At 36.2% G+C, this 18,114-nt stretch carries 18 protein-coding genes; 1 reads left to right on the forward strand and 17 read right to left on the reverse strand.

What is annotated here, in order from left to right; translation table 11 throughout:
* Positions 1-47: 47 nt before the first annotated feature.
* The 11 genes from E0E02_RS07920 to ylqF all read right to left on the reverse strand — a co-directional run bounded on the left by E0E02_RS07920 (position 48) and on the right by ylqF (position 12,471).
* Positions 48-2,033, reverse strand: a complete 1,986-nt coding sequence (locus E0E02_RS07920) for an ABC transporter permease (RefSeq protein ID WP_074563671.1) — start codon at positions 2,031-2,033, stop codon at positions 48-50.
* A 1-nt stretch (position 2,034) separates the two neighbouring features.
* Entirely contained in the window at positions 2,035-2,787 is a 753-nt protein-coding gene (locus tag E0E02_RS07925) for an ABC transporter ATP-binding protein (protein ID WP_133018292.1), read from the reverse strand.
* A gap of 447 nt (positions 2,788-3,234) precedes the next feature.
* Positions 3,235-4,056: a TIM barrel protein gene (locus E0E02_RS07930; protein WP_133018293.1), complete on the reverse strand. Its 822-nt coding sequence runs from the start codon at positions 4,054-4,056 to the stop codon at positions 3,235-3,237.
* A gap of 27 nt (positions 4,057-4,083) precedes the next feature.
* Positions 4,084-5,421, reverse strand: coding sequence for a methylenetetrahydrofolate--tRNA-(uracil(54)-C(5))-methyltransferase (FADH(2)-oxidizing) TrmFO (gene trmFO, locus E0E02_RS07935; RefSeq protein ID WP_133018294.1), 1,338 nt, complete (start codon positions 5,419-5,421; stop codon positions 4,084-4,086).
* 199 nt (positions 5,422-5,620) lie between these two features.
* Complete coding sequence (locus E0E02_RS07940; RefSeq protein WP_133018295.1) at positions 5,621-6,343, reverse strand: DUF3307 domain-containing protein; 723 nt, start codon at positions 6,341-6,343, stop codon at positions 5,621-5,623.
* A complete protein-coding gene (locus E0E02_RS07945; protein WP_133018296.1) occupies positions 6,343-7,008 on the reverse strand; it encodes a SatD family protein in 666 nt (221 codons plus the stop codon). Before E0E02_RS07945 ends, E0E02_RS07940 begins: the two co-directional genes overlap by 1 nt.
* 144 nt (positions 7,009-7,152) lie before the next feature.
* Positions 7,153-9,291 carry a type I DNA topoisomerase gene (topA, locus tag E0E02_RS07950; protein ID WP_074601924.1) on the reverse strand — a complete coding sequence of 713 codons (2,139 nt, stop codon included), beginning with the start codon at positions 9,289-9,291 and terminating at the stop codon, positions 7,153-7,155.
* 94 nt (positions 9,292-9,385) lie between these two features.
* Positions 9,386-10,228 (reverse strand): DNA-processing protein DprA, encoded by an 843-nt coding sequence (gene dprA, locus E0E02_RS07955; protein ID WP_133018297.1) that lies wholly within the window; start codon positions 10,226-10,228, stop codon positions 9,386-9,388.
* Positions 10,229-10,298: 70 nt separating this feature from the next.
* Positions 10,299-10,850, reverse strand: a complete 552-nt coding sequence (locus tag E0E02_RS07960; RefSeq protein ID WP_133018298.1) for a sugar O-acetyltransferase — start codon at positions 10,848-10,850, stop codon at positions 10,299-10,301.
* Positions 10,851-11,630 carry a ribonuclease HII gene (locus tag E0E02_RS07965; RefSeq protein ID WP_133018299.1) on the reverse strand — a complete coding sequence of 260 codons (780 nt, stop codon included), beginning with the start codon at positions 11,628-11,630 and terminating at the stop codon, positions 10,851-10,853. It lies immediately after the preceding gene.
* On the reverse strand, positions 11,617-12,471 hold the full coding sequence (gene ylqF / locus E0E02_RS07970; RefSeq protein WP_074563685.1) for a ribosome biogenesis GTPase YlqF: 855 nt from the start codon (positions 12,469-12,471) through the stop codon (positions 11,617-11,619). Before ylqF ends, E0E02_RS07965 begins: the two co-directional genes overlap by 14 nt.
* A 189-nt stretch (positions 12,472-12,660) precedes the next feature.
* On the opposite strand from ylqF, the gene E0E02_RS07975 reads away from it, so the two are divergent.
* Entirely contained in the window at positions 12,661-13,068 is a 408-nt protein-coding gene (locus tag E0E02_RS07975) for a DUF4231 domain-containing protein (protein WP_133018300.1), read from the forward strand.
* A 218-nt stretch (positions 13,069-13,286) separates the two neighbouring features.
* Here E0E02_RS07975 and E0E02_RS07980 read toward each other — a convergent pair whose 3' ends face one another.
* From E0E02_RS07980 to E0E02_RS08005, 6 genes are all read right to left on the reverse strand, one after another.
* Positions 13,287-13,604, reverse strand: a complete 318-nt coding sequence (locus tag E0E02_RS07980) for a hypothetical protein (RefSeq protein ID WP_133018301.1) — start codon at positions 13,602-13,604, stop codon at positions 13,287-13,289.
* Between the two features lie 293 nt (positions 13,605-13,897).
* Positions 13,898-15,235: a HAMP domain-containing sensor histidine kinase gene (locus tag E0E02_RS07985; protein ID WP_133018302.1), complete on the reverse strand. Its 1,338-nt coding sequence runs from the start codon at positions 15,233-15,235 to the stop codon at positions 13,898-13,900.
* A complete protein-coding gene (locus tag E0E02_RS07990) occupies positions 15,228-15,914 on the reverse strand; it encodes a response regulator transcription factor (protein WP_074601937.1) in 687 nt (228 codons plus the stop codon). The genes E0E02_RS07985 and E0E02_RS07990 overlap by 8 nt, the downstream gene beginning before the upstream one ends.
* 51 nt (positions 15,915-15,965) lie before the next feature.
* Complete coding sequence (locus E0E02_RS07995; protein ID WP_133018303.1) at positions 15,966-16,634, reverse strand: ABC transporter permease; 669 nt, start codon at positions 16,632-16,634, stop codon at positions 15,966-15,968.
* Positions 16,627-17,346, reverse strand: a complete 720-nt coding sequence (locus E0E02_RS08000; protein ID WP_133018304.1) for a lantibiotic ABC transporter permease — start codon at positions 17,344-17,346, stop codon at positions 16,627-16,629. Before E0E02_RS08000 ends, E0E02_RS07995 begins: the two co-directional genes overlap by 8 nt.
* Positions 17,343-18,038 carry an ABC transporter ATP-binding protein gene (locus E0E02_RS08005; RefSeq protein WP_133018305.1) on the reverse strand — a complete coding sequence of 232 codons (696 nt, stop codon included), beginning with the start codon at positions 18,036-18,038 and terminating at the stop codon, positions 17,343-17,345. Before E0E02_RS08005 ends, E0E02_RS08000 begins: the two co-directional genes overlap by 4 nt.
* Positions 18,039-18,114 lie beyond the last annotated feature (76 nt).

An 18,114-nucleotide genomic window follows, 5' to 3' on the forward strand; every position in this document is an offset into this window, starting at 1 on the left:
TTATCAAAATTTTTTTGGAGTTTTTATTTAAAAGAGTAATTTTATGATTAGCGCTCGATTGCTTTGTAGTATGTTCGACTAGTAAATTTATAGATTAAGAAGTAAATGATAATGAGGCCTAGTATTGTAATACCACTCACAATAATCATACTTGAGCCAGTTACACCAAAGAGTAAGAGCATTTGTTTTAACATTGTTAATGCAAAAATAAAGTGTACAATTGCAACTCCAAGTGGCATGAAGAAAACAAGTAAGGTTTGTGAATTGATGGCTTTTTTCACAGCTTCTTTACTCATACCGACTTCTTGTAAAATCTTGTATGATTTTTTATCTTCGATTCCTTCTGTTAATTGTTTATAGTAGATGATTAGGGCGGCGCCAAGTAAGAAGCTAAGGCCAAGTAAGAATCCTGTAAAGAGGAATCCTCCAGTAATAGCATACATTTCATTTCTGAAGTTTTCTTTCGTTTCAACGATACCTTGAACTTCTTGATGAACATCATCGTCAGGCAATACCATATTTTTAGAGATTTGGTTAACTTCATTTTTTGTCAAATTACCATAGGCAATTAAGTTCTCTTGCATTGGCATACGATGCGCCTTAAAAAGGTTCTCAACTTCTGTTAATTCTGAATCACTACTAAAGATGATGACACATGGATTGTAAGAATTTCCGAATTCTGGGAATGTTGCTGACTTGAAGTTTTTAACATTTTTAAATGTCTTATCAAATAAAGTTAATCTCTCAAGTTGGCTATCTCCTTTTTGTTTGAAAAAAGCGATTTGACCGTCTTTTAGTATTGGAGTATCATTCCCTAGTGCTCTGAAATCATCTTGTGTTGTCATATAAACAGATCCAAATGCATTGACATTAGGGTGTTTAACATCATTATCTGTAAGTTTCATTGACTTTTCTGTCGGAACAGAGAAAGCTGCCATATCGGATTGATAAGTTAGAAAATCATCATTTGATTTTCCGAGTTTATCACTAACTTGTCTTTTGAGAATATCAGTGAAATCACCTTCAGTGAGCGTTTTTGAATCGTCATTTGAGTTAATATAATTAGTCAACGTAATCTGTGTATGTTCAGGAAACAAGGTATCAAGTTGATTTTGTCCACTGACGTACAATGACGTTGTTGTCGCAATCGCTACAAAAGACATGATGGCAAGTAACGTGATATTAGCAAGACCAACTGCATTTTGTTTCATTCTGAAAATCATTTGTGAAGTTGTTACAAAATGTTCGGGCGTGTAAAAATATTTTTTATTTTTGCGACGATGTTTTAGGTACCATGCCATAAAACTAATGTAAAAGAGATAGGTACCAATAATAACTAAAACTACCGCGATAAAGAAACGATATACGACTACTAGCGCAGCTATTTTTTCAGAAGTTACTGATAGATAATAACCAGAACCGAGGCAGATAAGACTGAGTAATGCAAAAATGATATTGCCTCGGGGTTCTTTTTCACCTTTTTCTTGGCGTTTAAACAAACTAAGAGGTGATGAATGATGAATGGTGATGAGGTTTACGATTTCTAGTAGGGCAAAAATTACCGCAAATGCAACGATATTTAGGATAAATGCTACAGGTGATAAAGACAAAATGAGCTTATCATAATGTAACAGGTTGACAAAGATGAGGTAGAAAAGCTGAGAAAAAATTGCGGACAGCACACTACCTAGTATGATAATACCAATGAATGACAGAATTAATTCAATCGTTGATACTAAGCTAACCTGCTTACGATTCATCCCTAAGATATTATATAGACCAAATTCTTTACTTCTCTGCTTCAGCAAGAAATTGTAACTATAAATTTCCATGATGATTGTGAAAATCATTAGGACAATAATTGCAAGACCAAGAACGGAATTGCTATACTGCATGTCATCAGAGATTGGACTGTAAAGAATCAATAGTGTAGAACAATCTAGGATAAACAGTACAATACTTGCTAGTAAGAATGGGGCAAAGATGTTGAATGATTTTTTAAGGTTTGACCAAGCTAATTTAGCATAGAACATCTTACTCACCTCCTAGAAGGGCTGTCATCGCAAGTGAAATGTCTTTACTGAATTCTTGATTGGTTTTATTTCCACGGTAAATTTGGTGGAAAATACGCCCATCTTTGATAAAGAGCACACGTTTGGCATGACTTGCTGCATTTGCGGAGTGAGTTACCATAAGAAGTGTTTGACCATCGTTATTGATTTCTTCAAAAAGATTTAGAATATCTTCTGAATTTTTGTAGTCTAGTGCTGCTGTTGGTTCATCAGCTAAAAGAAGTTGCGGATTGGTTATCAAACTACGAGCGATAGCAACACGTTGTTTTTGACCACCAGAAAGTTCAAAAGGACGTTTTTCAAGCAGCTCTTCAATGTGCAATTTTGGAGCTAGCCTTGTGATACGTTTTTCCATTTCTTGATAAGGAAGGCGCCCAAGTACTAATGGTAAGAAAATGTTATCCTTGACTGATAAGGTATCTAGCAAGTTAAAATCTTGAAAGACAAAGCCGAGATTTTTCAAACGGAATTCAGCAAGTTTACTTTCTTTGATTTTAGTGATTTCTTCTCCGTTTAAAATAACTGACCCATTGGTTGGCTTTTCTAGTGTTGCTAAGATGTTTAGCAAGGTTGTTTTACCTGATCCTGATTCTCCCATAATGGCGATGAACTCATTTTCGTCAACTTTAAAGTCGACATCTTGCAAAGCTCGTGTCACTTCTTTTGAAAAGCGTGTGCGAAAAACTTTCTCGAGGTGATTGATTTCCAGTAACATAATTTCTCCTTTTTTTCATTATACCTTTTCAAGCTCAGAAATGCTTAGTTAGTCTTTACTTTTTAAAACTTTTTAGTGCTTTTTAACGGTCTTCTCCCACTCCAGTACCAAAAAGCTAAGCCTGCTACTCCTGCTATGATGATAAGTAGAATAGTTATCAGACTATATAGCTCAATCATACTAAACACCTCCTTCTACTTTGTTATGCGAAAGGCATATGAGATGATATAAACAATAGATCCCAGAAATAGCAATACAATCCAAATGAAAAAATGAATCCATAGGCTAAGATAGTGTTTAAATTCTTCTTTCATACTGCTACTCCTTTCTTATTGACATCTTTAGTTTATCGGAAATCAGCTCTTTTTTTCTTACAATTTCGGGGATGAAACCTTACAAAAATGTAAGAAAAACACAGAAGCCAATACTTCTGTGTTTTATATTATCTTACAAGCTTTGTGCGATCTGTTTTAGGTAAGCATGACTTTCGAGTTGTTCAACTGGATTTGTCAAATCTTTTAAGTTAATTTCGTAGATGCTACTTGCTTTCTCATTAAAGAGTGGCAAAGCTTTCGCCCAATCAATTTTTCCATGTCCCAGTGTTAGACTGTCATGCGTTTGTCCAAGAGAATCTACCAAATGGTAATGAACGATATGATCTTTCAAAGTCTTTAGAGACTGTTGAAGGGCCTCATTATCACCGTGGAGATAGATAAAAGCATGGGAAACATCATAGGCAAGCGGGTAAGCTTTTTGGGCAAGTAAGCGATCAAAGTCAGGATTTCCATAGGCATAGAGTTTTGAAATCCCGTTTTCAAACATGATATAACCTTTACCGATATGGCAAAAATGATCCATGCGAGAGAAAAGATACTGACGAGCCTCTTCAAGCGAAGCAAAAGGTTCTAATAGTTCAGCTTCTTCTAACTCGTAAGAGCCGTGAACCAGCACTTTACAGTCGTATTTTTTTGCTAAATCAAGTAATTTTTGTGTTGAAAAATCGATAAAGTTAACTAATTCAGCATTATTTTGGGGATGAGCTACCAATTCCAAACGTTTTCCTTGGTATTTCATAGGGTGATGAAGGACAATAGTCTTTACACCACTTGATTTGACCTTTTGAATGGCTTCTTCAAGTTTTTCTAATCCATCAGCCGTATAATCAGCTTCGCTTGTAAAAAATTCAAAAACATCTGGATGATATTTTAGACGACTAGCTACTTGTTCTGGAGCGCAGCTAGCTTTTAATCCTAATTGAATTGGAAACATGATGTCACCTCTTCTTTAATTGATAGATTAAACGTTAAGGTATTCTTCTAAATCCTTCAAGGCACGTTCAGCAACTTTTTCGTAACGTTCTTTTTTATCACGGATACGTGGTCCTTCAAGCTCTTTAACGATACCAAAGTTAACGTTCATTGGTTGGAAATGTTTGCTTTCAGCATGAGTGATGTAGTGTGGTAAAGCACCGATAGCTGTTGTTTGAGGGAAAATAACTGGTTCTTCACCCTTGAAACGACGCACAGCATTGATACCAGCTACAAGACCTGATGCAGCAGATTCTACATAACCTTCAACACCTGTCATTTGTCCAGCGAAGAAAAGATTTGGATTTTGACGTGTAGCAAATGTTTCTGTCAAAAGATTTGGAGAGTCCATGTATGAGTTACGGTGCATAACGCCGTAACGAACAAATTCAGCATTTTCTAGACCTGGAATCATGCGGAAAACACGTTTTTGTTCACCCCATTTGAGGTGTGTTTGGAAACCAACGATATTAAATAGGCTACCAGCAGCGTTATCTTGGCGTAGTTGAACAACGGCATATGGTGTTTTAAATTCACCGTCACGTGGACCTTTGTAGTCATCTGGATATTCGAGCCCAACTGGTTTCATAGGACCGTAAAGCATTGTTTTAATGCCGCGTTTAGCCATTACTTCAATTGGCATACAACCTTCGAAGTATTTTTCTTTTTCAAATGAATTAAGCGGAGCTTCTTCAGCATTGACAAGAGCTTCGTGGAAAGCCATGAATTCTTCTTTTGTCATTGGGCAGTTAAGGTAAGCAGCTTCCCCTTTATCGTAACGTGATTTAAGGTAAACTTTGTTCATGTCGATAGAGCTTTTATCAACGATTGGTGCTGCCGCGTCGTAGAAGTAGAAACCGTCGCCGCCATTTAATTCGTGGATTTTTGCAGCCAAGGCATCAGATGTGAGGGGACCGCTTGCGATAACTGTGATAGCATCGTCAGGAATTTCAGTGATTTCTTCTCGAATGACTTCGATAAGTGGGTGATTTGTGACTTCGTCTGTCACCATTTGTGAAAAGCCATCGCGGTCAACCGCAAGTGCACCACCAGCTGGGACGCGCGTGCTTTCAGCTGCTTTCATGATAACAGAATCCAAACGACGCATTTCTTCTTTCAAAAGCCCAACGGCATTTGTCAAACTGTCGCCACGAAGCGAATTTGAGCAGACAAGTTCAGCGAATTTATCAGTTTTATGCTGAGGTGTTGGTTTAACCCCACGCATTTCATAGAGTTTAACTGGAATACCGCGCTTAGCAATCTGATAAGCGGCCTCAGAGCCAGCTAAACCAGCTCCAATAACGTTAATGTATGATGATTGAGACAATATACTAATACCTCCAAAAATGAGCTTAGAAAAGCCTAAAACTCATTTTCCAGATGTGGGAGTTGGCCCATATCTGAATCTTTCTATTTTTGATACTTGACTATCATAACATAAAATCAGTGAAATACAAATAAAATATTGAATTGCATGACATAACTTAAATTATGTAAATACTACTAACCAATTTAAGCTCTAATCATCAGAAGAGACAAATCCAAGCAGCTAGTAGAATACTTAAAATGCTAAAGAGTGACCCAATCAAGTAATACTCTGCAAAAGTTGGACTCTCAGAAATTTTATTGTAGCGAGCAATTGATTTTGCAGTAAAAACAAGACCGATTGAGGCAAATTGATTAAAAATAATGCAAATACTCATAACGATGCGTTCTAAAAGTCCGATGGTTGCTCCTGCACCTGGAATGGTATCCATTTTTTGATTGTCTTGTGGCTGATATTTTTGAAAGAAAATCTTGAAAACAACATTTGTTGGCTTAGTGATGAGAACAAGAAATAGAATCATGTTTAAAACTTGTGCTGTTGTAGCATTGACAGTCAGATAAGGACAAAAAATGCTTCCTGTCAATAACACGATAATCACTAAGTGAAGTATCTGATCTGATAAAAAAGTCGACATAGCGTTGAGACGAAGCCACTTAGCGACACTTGATTTTCCAAAATCGATGATAGCATGGCTAAGTAAGATAAGCAGACTCGTCAACCATAGACTTGGTAAAAAGCAAGTTAGTAAAATCAGAGGAAAAGCTACTCCTAGAAGATGAACCAAAAGGTACTTTTTATCAGTATTTTTACGGTCAGCCACCTTTTGACTTTGCAAATGAAAGTCTGATAAAAAATGACAGATTAACAAAAGGGTCAAAACAGGATGTTGCGTCAAATATTGTGAAAGTCCAGTAATAGGCATTAAGCTAACTCCTCTCCATGATGTTTAAGGCATTTTAAAGCCGTTTTACGTGCGCGAAGGTAGACTTTGATATTGCTGCTTTTTAGCCGTTTTGATAAAGCACTGGTCGTTAATTCTAATCGTTTAGCAAGCATTTGTTGGTCGAACTGCTCATCGTAAATTCCAAGCGCTAATAACTCTTTTAAGATAATTTCTTGACTTGCTCGCCAGTCTGATTTAATAGCTTCGCTGCTTGCAATCAAGGTATTAACAACGCTGACTTGATTCTCATCATCAAAAGAAACCGCAATTTGTGTATTGCCGTAGTCATTTTTTTGATGAATATAATTAATTGCTTTTCTAGCGTGCCAATAAGCTGGGCCATCAGCACCAATGCTTTGTTCTGGGTTAATATCTGTTAGAATCTTACCTAATCCAATTCCAAAACGAACTTGATAAGGTTGCATAGCGAGATTGATGCGGTCAATAATTTGAAATAAAGGGGCATCAAGCGTCAATAATCCTTGAAATTCATCTCCCAATGTAATAGATAATTTTGAAACCAATACTTCTTTAAATTCTGTATTCAAATCATTTAAGCAAGTTTCTAATATTTTTTGAACTTGGTATCGATTATCGATTTTCTTTGAATCAATAATGTCGCCAATTAATGCAAAATAATTCATAGGCCACCTCTCTTATAGGTCTATTATAACAGACTTATCAAAAAAAGTCCGTTATAACGGAAATTATTTAAAAAGTCTATTATAATGGCAATGAAAACTGACCTAAAAAAACCTCACAAAGAAAATTTGCAAGGTTTGAAAGATTTATTTAACTTTTGCTTCTTCGTAGTCACATTCTTCATTGCTGCAGACGACTTGTTTACCACCGCCACGAATTTTCTTCTCAACGAGGAATTGACCACATTTTGGACAAGAACGTCCAACTGGTTTATCCCATGAAGTGAATTCACACTCAGGATATCGGTCACAGCCATAGAAAAGACGATTACGTTTTGTCTTACGTTCAATCACTTGACCTTCGCCACAAATTGGACAAGTCACACCAATTTCTTTTGTGATGGCTTTGGTATTGTGACATTCTGGGAAATTGCTACAAGCGTAGAATTTACCATAGCGTCCTAATTTGATTACCATTGGATGTCCACAAACATCACAGTCAAAACCAGCAGGCTCATCTTTGATTTGAATTTTTTCAATCTCAGTTTCTGCTTTTGCCAATTCTTTTTCAAATGGCTTGTAGAAAGCATCGATGACTTTTTGCCATTGTTCTTTACCTTCTTCGACTTCATCAAGTTTACCTTCCATGTCAGCGGTAAATTTGACATCAACGATATCTGGGAAGAATTCAACAATCAAGTTATTAACGATTTCACCCAATTCAGTTGGTTCGAAGCGTTTTGAAACCAAGCGAACGTAGTAACGTCTTTGGATAACATCAAGTGTTGGTGCATAAGTTGATGGACGTCCAACACCGTTTTCTTCAAGCGTTTTGATTAATGTGGCTTCAGAATAACGTGCTGGTGGTTGAGTGAAGTGTTGTTCAGGATTTGTTGAAACTTTCTTAACAACATCGCCTTCAACCATGTCGGGCAACATTTTATTCTTATCAGAATCATTGTAGACAGCCAAGTAACCGTCAAATTTGACTTTACTACCGTTAGCTGTGAAGCGAACGCCATTTTGCTCCAAGTTAACTTTCATGGTATCAAACACCGCAGCTGTCATTTGACTTGCGACAAATCGATTCCAAATCAATGTGTAGAGTTTCAATTGGTCTTTGTCCAAGTGTTTTGCGATAGATTCTGGTGTTAAGTTAACGTTTGATGGGCGAATAGCTTCGTGGGCATCTTGAGCACCTGAAGCATTTTTCACACGACTACCGTGTTTAGAATAATTTTCGCCGAAACGTTCTGTAATGAAACCTGCGGCATCATTTTGCGCAACAGGACTGATACGTGTAGAGTCGGTACGCATGTAAGTAATCAAACCTTGTGTACCACTCTTACCAAGACTAATCCCTTCGTACAACTGTTGAGCAACCATCATAGTTTTACGTGTACGGAAGTTGATTTTGTTAGCAGCATCTTGTTGAAGAGATGATGTTGTATATGGAAGTGGTGCGTTACGACGACGCTCTTTCTTTTCAACTTTTGCTACGTTAAACTCGTCACTTGTAAGTCGAGCAAGAACTGCTTGGACATCTTCGTTAGTGTTGAGTTTTAATTTTTTGCCATCAATGCCATAAAAGGCTGCTTGGAATTTCTTAGTTCCTTTTTTGAAGAATCCATCAATTGTCCAGTATTCTTCAGGTTTAAAGTTTTTAATCTCATTTTCACGGTCGATAATGAGTTTCAATGCGACAGATTGAACACGACCTGCAGAAAGACCTTTTTTAACCTTTTTCCAAAGTAATGGTGAGATAGAATACCCAACAATACGGTCAAGAACTCGACGGGCTTGTTGCGCATCTACCAAATCCATGTCAATCTGACGTGGTTCAACGAAGGCATTTTTGACAGCATCTTTAGTGATTTCATTGAAAACAACACGGTTTTTATCATTTTCGTCAAGTCCCAAAATGTGTGCCAAATGCCATGAAATAGCTTCTCCTTCACGGTCCGGGTCACTTGCGAGATAAACTTTTTTAGATTTTTTAGCCTCTTTTTTCAAATCGTTAATCAGAGGACCTTTACCGCGGATATTAATGTATTGCGGTTCATAATTATTTTCAAAATCAATAGACATGCTTGATTTTTTCAAATCACGGATATGACCAACTGAAGCGACAACTTTATAGTTGCGTCCTAGATATTTTTCAATGGTTTTTGCTTTAGCTGGTGATTCCACAATAACCAAGTTTTTCTTGGCAGCTGTTTTTTTCTTTGTTGTTTTTTTACTTGTCTTTTTAACAGCTGTTTGGGCTTTTGTAGTAGTCGTTGCCATAAGCTCACTTCCTATCAGTAATAAACTTATAACATGATACCCCGCTTTTTCCAAACTGTCAATAAAAAAGTTGTATTTAATAGAAAAAACTTGTTTACAATTGGTATTCTGAAAGGACGTCTAAGCCTGATGTGATGCACTTTGCACCCTCTTTGATTAAATGATGACATCCGTCAGATTTTCCATCTAAAATGTTACCTGGGATGGCAAAAACATCTCGGCCTTCTTCTAGGGCGCGCTCACAAGTAATTAAGCTGCCAGATCGCATTTTAGCTTCTGCTACTATGACGCCCTGAGATAAGCCTGCAATAATGCGATTTCGTTCTGGGAAATGGTATTTTAGTGGCGCTTCTGCTGCTGTGTATTCACTTAAAATCAAATGATTTTTTCCAAGGTAGTCCTGCAACTGCTTATTTTCTTTGGGATAATAGACATCAAGACCACAACCAATAACTGCTATTGTCGCTCCGCCATTTTTTAGTGCTGAAATATGTGCACTGGTATCAATTCCCCTAGCTAAGCCACTAACAATGACGAATTGATTTCCAAGTTCTTTGATGATTTTTTGAACAGACTTTGTCCCTGTCTGTGTGGCTGTCCGCGCTCCTACTACTGCCATTTTTGGACGATTGAGTAGCTCAATATTGCCTTGATAAAAAAGTAATACAGGCGGATTATAAGAGTGTTTTAATTCCAGCGGATAGTCGTCATCTAGTATTGAAATACTAGGGTATTGGTTAAAGACTTTTCGCAGAGTTTTACTATCCAAATCTTTGTATTTTTCCATAAATAAAATAGGATTCTTACATTTGGACACAACTGCCATATCTCGCAAGGAAAGAGATTTCTTTTCTTGCTTTTGATATTCTAAAATGGCTAGAATGTTGAGATTTGTTAGTCCTGCTTGTTTTAATTTAAATAGTTCAAAATTATTCATTAGTCACCTCACTACTTTTCTATTCGAAAAAAAGCCCTATAATCATAGGACTTTGTGAGATTTTTTTGAGTTAATCTAATGTTTTGATGATTTTAGCTGGATTTCCAGCGATAACCACATTATCTCCGAATGACTTAGTCACAACAGCGCCAGCACCAACGACAACATTATCACCTAAAGTGACACCTGGTAGAATGGTTGCTCCACCACCAAGCCATACATTGTCACCGATAGTGATTGGTGCTCCATATTCCAAACCAGAAATACGTTCTTTCGCATCTAGTGGGTGAAGAGGAGTTAAAAATTGACAATTCGGACCAATCATAGCGTTGTCTCCAATGTGAATCTCGCAGACATCTAACATGGTACAGTTATAATTAGCGAAAAAGTTCTCACCAACGTAGATATTTGACCCATAATCGCAGACAAAACGCTGCTCCATTAGCAAGTTATCGCCTGTGGAACCAAATAATGATTTGATAATTTCTTTACGTTTCTGACGGTCTTCTTCATTATTAAATAGGGCGATTTGTTTACGGGCGTGTAAACGCATGGCAAGTAGCTCACTGTCACCAGCATCGTATAGCTGACCAGCTAGCATTTTTTCTTTTTCGCTTGTCATTTAGTTCTCCTTCAACATAGATTTAATTGGTTCAAATGTTTTACGGTGAATTGGTGTAATACCGTGTTCTTTAAGACCTGCAAGATGGTCTTTAGTACCGTAACCGACATTTTTTTCAAAAGCATAGCCAGGGTACTCTTTGGCGTAATCCGCCATCATGCGGTCACGAGTGACTTTGGCAACGATAGAGGCTGCCGCAATTGATAGAGAATTAGCATCTCCTTTGATGAGTGATTGCTGTGGGATGTCAGTGTCTAAGTGCATGGCATCAATCAAAAGATAATCAGGTTTAGTCACTTGTCCCTTGATTTGGTCAATTGCTTGGAGCATACCAACTTTTGTCGCTTCATAAATGTTGATATCATCGATGACAGTATTATCAATCACACCGATACCAATTCCTAAAGCACGCGCAAGGACTTCTTCATAAATTTCCTCGTGATGCTTTTTAGGGATTTTTTTAGAGTCATTAAGATGTTTGATTTTACAATTCTTAGGAAGGATGACGCAAGCAGTCACCACTGGTCCAGCAAGAGGGCCACGGCCAACTTCATCAATTCCTGCGATAGCTTGATAGCCTGCTTGATAAAGCTCTTTTTCGTAGCGCAGCATATTTTCCAAACGCAAGTCTTCGTCGATATCGGCTTGAATAGCCTTTTTACGCTGGATGATAGCTTTTTGCACGCCTGCTCGGCTATCTTCCTCGTAGGCTTGCCAGCGTGTATCGTCAAGACTGTCAATGTCAGCTAGCGCTTCTTTGATTTCTTTAACGGTCGCCATTTTCAACCTCTTCTACAATGTCTAATGTATAGCGTCCAAGTTTACCTTCACGAACATCTTTGACAAAAAGAGCGTAGAAACGGTCATAGTCATCACGGAAACCAAGTTTTTGTGTCATAGCCATGATAATTTCTGGTGCTTCTTCTTCCAAGTCAATGCCTTTATAACGTTCAATCAAACGTTCTGGATAATGTTCTTTGAAGAAATTAAGTCCAAAGATAGTTACTTCGTCCATTGGTAAGAGTTGGTCTTTGATGGCTCCGGTAAGAGCGAGTTTTAAGCCGACCACTTCGTCTTCGAATTTTGGCCAAAGAATCCCTGGGGTGTCAAGGATTTCCAAATCTTTATTAGATTTAAGCCATTGTTGTCCTTTTGTGACACCAGGTTTATTTCCGACAACGGCGATTTTCTTACCAGCTAAGCGGTTCATAAGAGTTGATTTACCAGCGTTAGGAATACCGATAATCATCGTACGAAGGGTTTCTTTTTGAATACCACGTTCACGCAATTTAGCCAATTTGTCAGCCATTAAAGATTTAGCTGCTTCTGTAACTAATTTTACAGTTGCTTGTTCTTTTGAGTTGACAGCAAGAGTTTTAATCCCTTGGCTTTCAAAATAACGACGCCACTCTTTTGTACGATTGCTATCAGCTAAATCAGCTTTATTTAAAATCATGAGTTTTGGTTTATCACCAACGATTTTAGTTAGCATCGGATTTTGACTTGATAGTGGCAAACGCGCATCGACCAAAATAGTCACGAAATCCACGTGTTTAATATTTTCTTGCACCTGTCTACGAGCTTTAGACATGTGACCTGGGAACCATTGAATAGTAGCCATTAAGATATTTATCCTTTCATAGTAAGCTTTATTTGCTTGTGTTTGATACTCTATTTATTCTTGTTTCATTAAGACCTTTAAAATCTTAAACCACGTTCTATTATACCATAAAGTCAATTCTTGACTATCTCTTAGCAAGGCGATACAATAAAATCACATAGGAAAAAGCTTTCAATCAAGGAGATTCAAATGGACGATTACAAAGGAATGACAAGTAAAACGTATCTTTCAGAACGTTTAGAGCAAGCGATTAAAAGCTATGATAAGAAAGCTCGTTTTCACCGTGCTTGGTTTATTGTGTTTAAAGTCATTCAAATCATTACTTTAGCTTTAATTCCAATTTTGTCTACTTTACCAATTCCTTGCTTTAAATTGTTGGCAGTGATTATTGCTTCTTTAGTACTCGTTCTCGAAGCTCTCATTGCACTTTCAAGTCATAAAGATAAATGGCAACTTTATCAAGAAACTTCAAAAACACTCGCTTCAGAGAAATTTGCCTTTGAAACTAAGGCTGGTATCTATCAGGAAAAATCAGATGCTGAACGTTTTTCACTCTTTGTTGAACGTTGTGAAGTGATTATTAAGTATCGCAATTAATTAAAAGAACCCCGTGTTTTCAAAAACATGGGGTTTATTTTTTCTTTTGTAGTGAAATTAGTATTGGAATACTAGTAAGCGTTAGGTAATATAAAACATAAAACCATTTGTGACTTCGACCAAGCATAACGTAACTCATGATTAAATAAAAAACGCAGTATCCTAGCCATAATTTCGCTGTCGTTTTAGGATGATTCGTGATAAACGAAGTGACTTTTTTAATCAATAATCTGATATTCCTTTTCAAATGTTTTTTGAGCAATAATACGGCGATTGGTAATGTCGATGTAATCGCCTAAGTATGCCAACTCATACATACCGTAGCCAGCAAATCCGCCACCTAGGCTTCCAATTGCTCCTGTTTTAAGGTTTTTAACTGTTGATGGCTTTAAACCAGCCATTAAAATACGAAGGTGGTTATCTAACCAGCAAAAATACCTTTTTGCAAAAGTTTCTTTTACCCAGTCAGGGCTATTTTGATTGTCTTTGCTGACTTGCCAAACATCTGCAACTTTTCCCTTATAAGTAGCTTTCATTTTTTCTCCTTTTTTATTTCCCTTTTCATGATTTGTTAAAAGATTACAGTGACTATCAGTTTCACTAGGACGATGATACTTAGAGACTTTTGAATATTAGATTTAAGTTTTCTAGACCACTTCATTAATCGCGTGATAGCTAGACAAATGCTTAAAAAACTTAAATAACTAACTATTGTTATCAATTGTTGCATCTAATTTACCCCAAAGTAATACTTCTATCCTCTATTTTACCAGATTAATCATTAAAAAAACGACCATGTCGTAAACAGTCGTTTTTTCGTCGTGAACGGTTATTTTTTAATGGAAAGAATGACTTCTGCTCCACCTCTACTAGGATTTGAAATTCTTAAACCTCCATGATGTTTTTCAGCTACGCCTTTCGCAAAAGATAGTCCAATACCATAGTGTTTTCCGCTTCTGCTATTATGTTCAGTGAAGAAAAATTTTGCGGCATTTTTAAGAGCTTCATCTGAAAATGGTTGACCATCATTCCAAATGGAGAATATGAGATGACTATCATCTTCTGAAATGCTAAGGCGAATTTTTCCTTTTGGGGCATGTTGAGCAGCGTTTACTAGGATATTAATCAGTGCACGTTTAAGATTTAAGCTATTTGCTAAAAAAGAATCGGTAGCACAGGTATTTCTCATCTTGAAATCAATTGCATTTGGTTTTAGAATATCTTCAATTTTTACCGATAAATCAGCTAAAAAAGGCTTTAAGAATAGCTTTTCTTTATGGTCGTTATCGCTTAATTGACGACTATAGTTAAGCATTGCGTTGAAATAGTTTTCAAATACTAAAAGGCTATTATTGATTGATGTTAGAAAACTTGCTTGTTGTTCATTAAGTGATGTCATTTCAAGTAGTTCAATATTTCCCTTAATGACTGTTAAAGGAGTTTTGACATCGTGAGCTAAGGCAGCGATTTGAAAAGATAAATCTTTCTTTTCACTTCTTTCTCTTTCAATCAGTTCAGCTAATTCATCACATTTTTGTGCTAAAACAGTTAAGGTGTCATCAAATTCCGCAATTCTAGAATGCTCTAGGAAATCTGAGTGAGACTTAGTTCCCATATTTTGAGTTGATTTTTGGATAGCATAAAAATTTGAAGTGAATTCTTTGAGCAGTCTTGTGATTGCAAAAATAAGGACCAGCAAAAAGCCGATGATAAGGATGATGTAAGTCAGCGTATTGTACGAAATTGAGCGAAGCGCATGATTTGAAAACTCTGGTATGCTAGATTGTCGGACAACTAAAACGTAGTGCGGATTTTGAGCAAGGTAATAGCTAACCCCGTTTTCGTTTAAATTTTTTCTCTCTTTAAAAGCTTTTTGGTAATACATCAAATCCTCAGGAACGTTTGTTTGCTTAATGACCTTTCCGGTTTGATCATACAAAACGTAGTCATAAGGTACTTTCGTCATTTCTTTGACAATCATATCTTTAGAGACCTTATCTGAAAGACTAATGTTTAGCTGATTACTGAGACTGATTTGTTTAGTATAGGCAAGGACACTTGTTAAGGTTAAAATCAAACAGATAACAAGGACGATTCCGACAATCACTTCAATGACGGTTTGAAAAATGCGTTGTTTTAATGTTTTAATCTTTTTTGCTTTAATCATGCCACTGATATCCCACTCCTCGAACTGTTTTTATAGGATTAATGTCATAGAGAGAAAATTTTTGACGAATTTGATAAACATATTCTGAAATAGATCTAAAAAGAGTATCCGAATCATCGTTATATACGCTTTCGTAGATATTTTCACGTGTAAAAACTTTTTTAGGCTGGCTAGACAAGAGCTCTAGAATATGGTATTCACGACTGGTTAGAGGAACGCGTTCACCATTAATGTAAATGCTTTTTTCCTGCAAGTAAAATGTCATTGTAGAAAATTCACGTTTAAATTCTTGAAAGTCTTTTTTTGCCTGCTTAAAGCGTTCTTCCCTTTTTAAATGTGCTTCCACTTTTGCGACTAGTTGTTTAATACTAAATGGTTTGGTGATGTAGTCATCGCCGCCGAGTTTGAGACCAGAAATGATATCTTCTTCGCTATCTTTAGCACTAACAAAGATAATTGGTGTTGCAATACGATGGCGAATTTCTTGGCAAAGAGCCATACCATCCACATTTGGCATCATAACATCGAGTAAAATTAAGTCAAATCCCATAAAATCATTGATATCAATAGGAGAGTTTACTACTTGATAAGTTGTTACAGCATAATTTTGCATTTCAAAAATATTAGTCATTAGTTTTAAAATCTCAAAATCGTCGTCCACAACTAAAATTTTGTACACTTTTGTCACCTCAATTGTATTTGTTTCTATTTTACTATAAGAAACATGATTTCACTCATTTTTATTGCGTTTAAGTGTTAAAACGGCTATAACATCTAACATCAGTATCAAAGCTAACAAGATGAAAATGGTCTTAATCATTAGCTTTTTTTCAGGCATTAAGATAGCATTAACTGGCAAAATGATAGGAATCCAGAAATTGCCCACAAAAGCATGATTTGAAGCAAAAATGATAAAAAGACACTCCACGAATGAGATAATGAGATTAAGACCTTTTCCTGCCCATAAGCTAAGTAAATGATGAAAATGATTGAGAAAGACAAGTAAAAGCCAAGTCAAGCTTCCTGAATAAAAGGCATAAGAGACATCATTGATCACATATCCAATGTTCCCCCATAAAATAAGACAAGGCAGAATAACAATAAGATCACGCGCTAACAACTTAAGCAACCAGATTTTAGCTCTATTGTGACTACTGTTGATATTTTGGCAGTGATTAGCTTGTTCTTCTTGCTCTATTGTTAGCAGCGAGACAATAGTAAGCATTAAACAATAAGCTAGCATGGGTAAAAAGGTCATCGCCTCTAGGGCGTAGGAGGTTTGATGATTTGATAAATAAACTGGTATGGTTAACCATTCTAAAGCAAATAAGCCAATCATCAGGTATAAAATAGCCGAATTTTTTAATTTTAAGAACTCGCTTTTTAAAATCTTAACCACGTTTTTTCTCCTTTAGTGCTTTGATGAAGATAAGAAATAAAAGGACGGATAAACTGATTGCTACAATGCATAGTCCTACAGGATGAGGGTGATTTAGTACTTCTACTTCTCCAGAAGGTTTTAAGTGGAGAAGAGCTTGGGCGATTTTATAATGATATGTGTAGGGAAATAAATACCAAAAAGACGTTTGTGCTAAAAATGGCGCAACGAGCAAACATAAAAAAGAATTTAGAACGAAGACCAAATAACAATTAATCCATTTTGAAAGGTAAAATAAGAGAGGGACATTCCATGCAGAAGCGATAAGCATCAATAATAGTACCCAAGCGTCACGAAAAAAGTGGACAGTCATCACACCGCAAAAAACAAATGAGACAAGATAAAGAAAAAGTAACAGAACACAACTTGCTAAAAATAGGTTTTTTAATGCCGTCATGACTTTTGCGACTTTGATTTTTCCAGTTAATTTACCTTGAAGTGTGTTTTGAAAATGTCCAGCTCCTTCTTCAGCTTTATAATCATAAACAAATAACAATCCTGCCAAAGTAAATAAAAACAATGTTTCCCACCAATAAATTGAAAAACTCTCTAGAATCGTTGGTCCGCAAAGCAAAAAAGCGATAAACAGAGAGATAAATGGTAAGACTAAACATAATTTAAAGTAAGCACCATGTTTTTGTTTTAGGCATTCTGATTGAAGTATTTTTCTCATTTTTCATAACCTCCATGGACAATAGAAAAGAAGAGTTTTTCTAAATCTTGTTTGTCTTGATTGGGCTGATTGTAATGAATTTTTCCTTGATGCAGGATAACAATATCATCTGCAATCTTACTAACTTCATGTAATTGGTGACTTGAGATGAGAATCGTCATTCCTTTTTGCTTGAGAGAGTTGATTAAATCTAAAAGTTCTTTGATACCATCTGGGTCTAAGCCGTTAGTTGGCTCGTCTAAAATCAGAAATTCTGGATTGGTAATGATTGCAATACCAAGTCCTAAACGTTGCTTCATTCCTAAAGAAAATTTGCCAGCTTTTTTGCGACCAGTATTTGCTAAACCAATTAAGTTCAAGGTTTTTCGTATGGTTTCATCTGGAATATCATAAAGCAGTGCTTTAGTTTTTAAATTATCAAAAGCTGATAAATTCATGTAAATAGCTGGTGACTCAATTAAAGCACCAAATTTTTTATCATCTTTTATCTCTTTACTCGTTTTTCCATCAAATAAAATTTCACCAGCACTCTGACTTTCTAAACCATAGAGTATTTTCATTAATGTAGATTTCCCAGCTCCATTGACTCCCAAAAGTCCACAAATCGAACCTGATTCGATGGTAAATGAAATATCATTTAAAACTTCCTTATCCTTGAAGACTTTCTTGATATGTTTAATTTGAATTTGCATGAGCTAACCTCCTTTTTTATCAAGGATACATTAGTTTTTTCAGAATTAGTTCAGAAAAAGAAAAAAGCTTGAGAAA

Origin of the sequence: Streptococcus sp. KCJ4932, assembly GCF_004352745.1 — a bacterium.
Lineage (GTDB): Bacteria > Bacillota > Bacilli > Lactobacillales > Streptococcaceae > Streptococcus > Streptococcus ruminicola.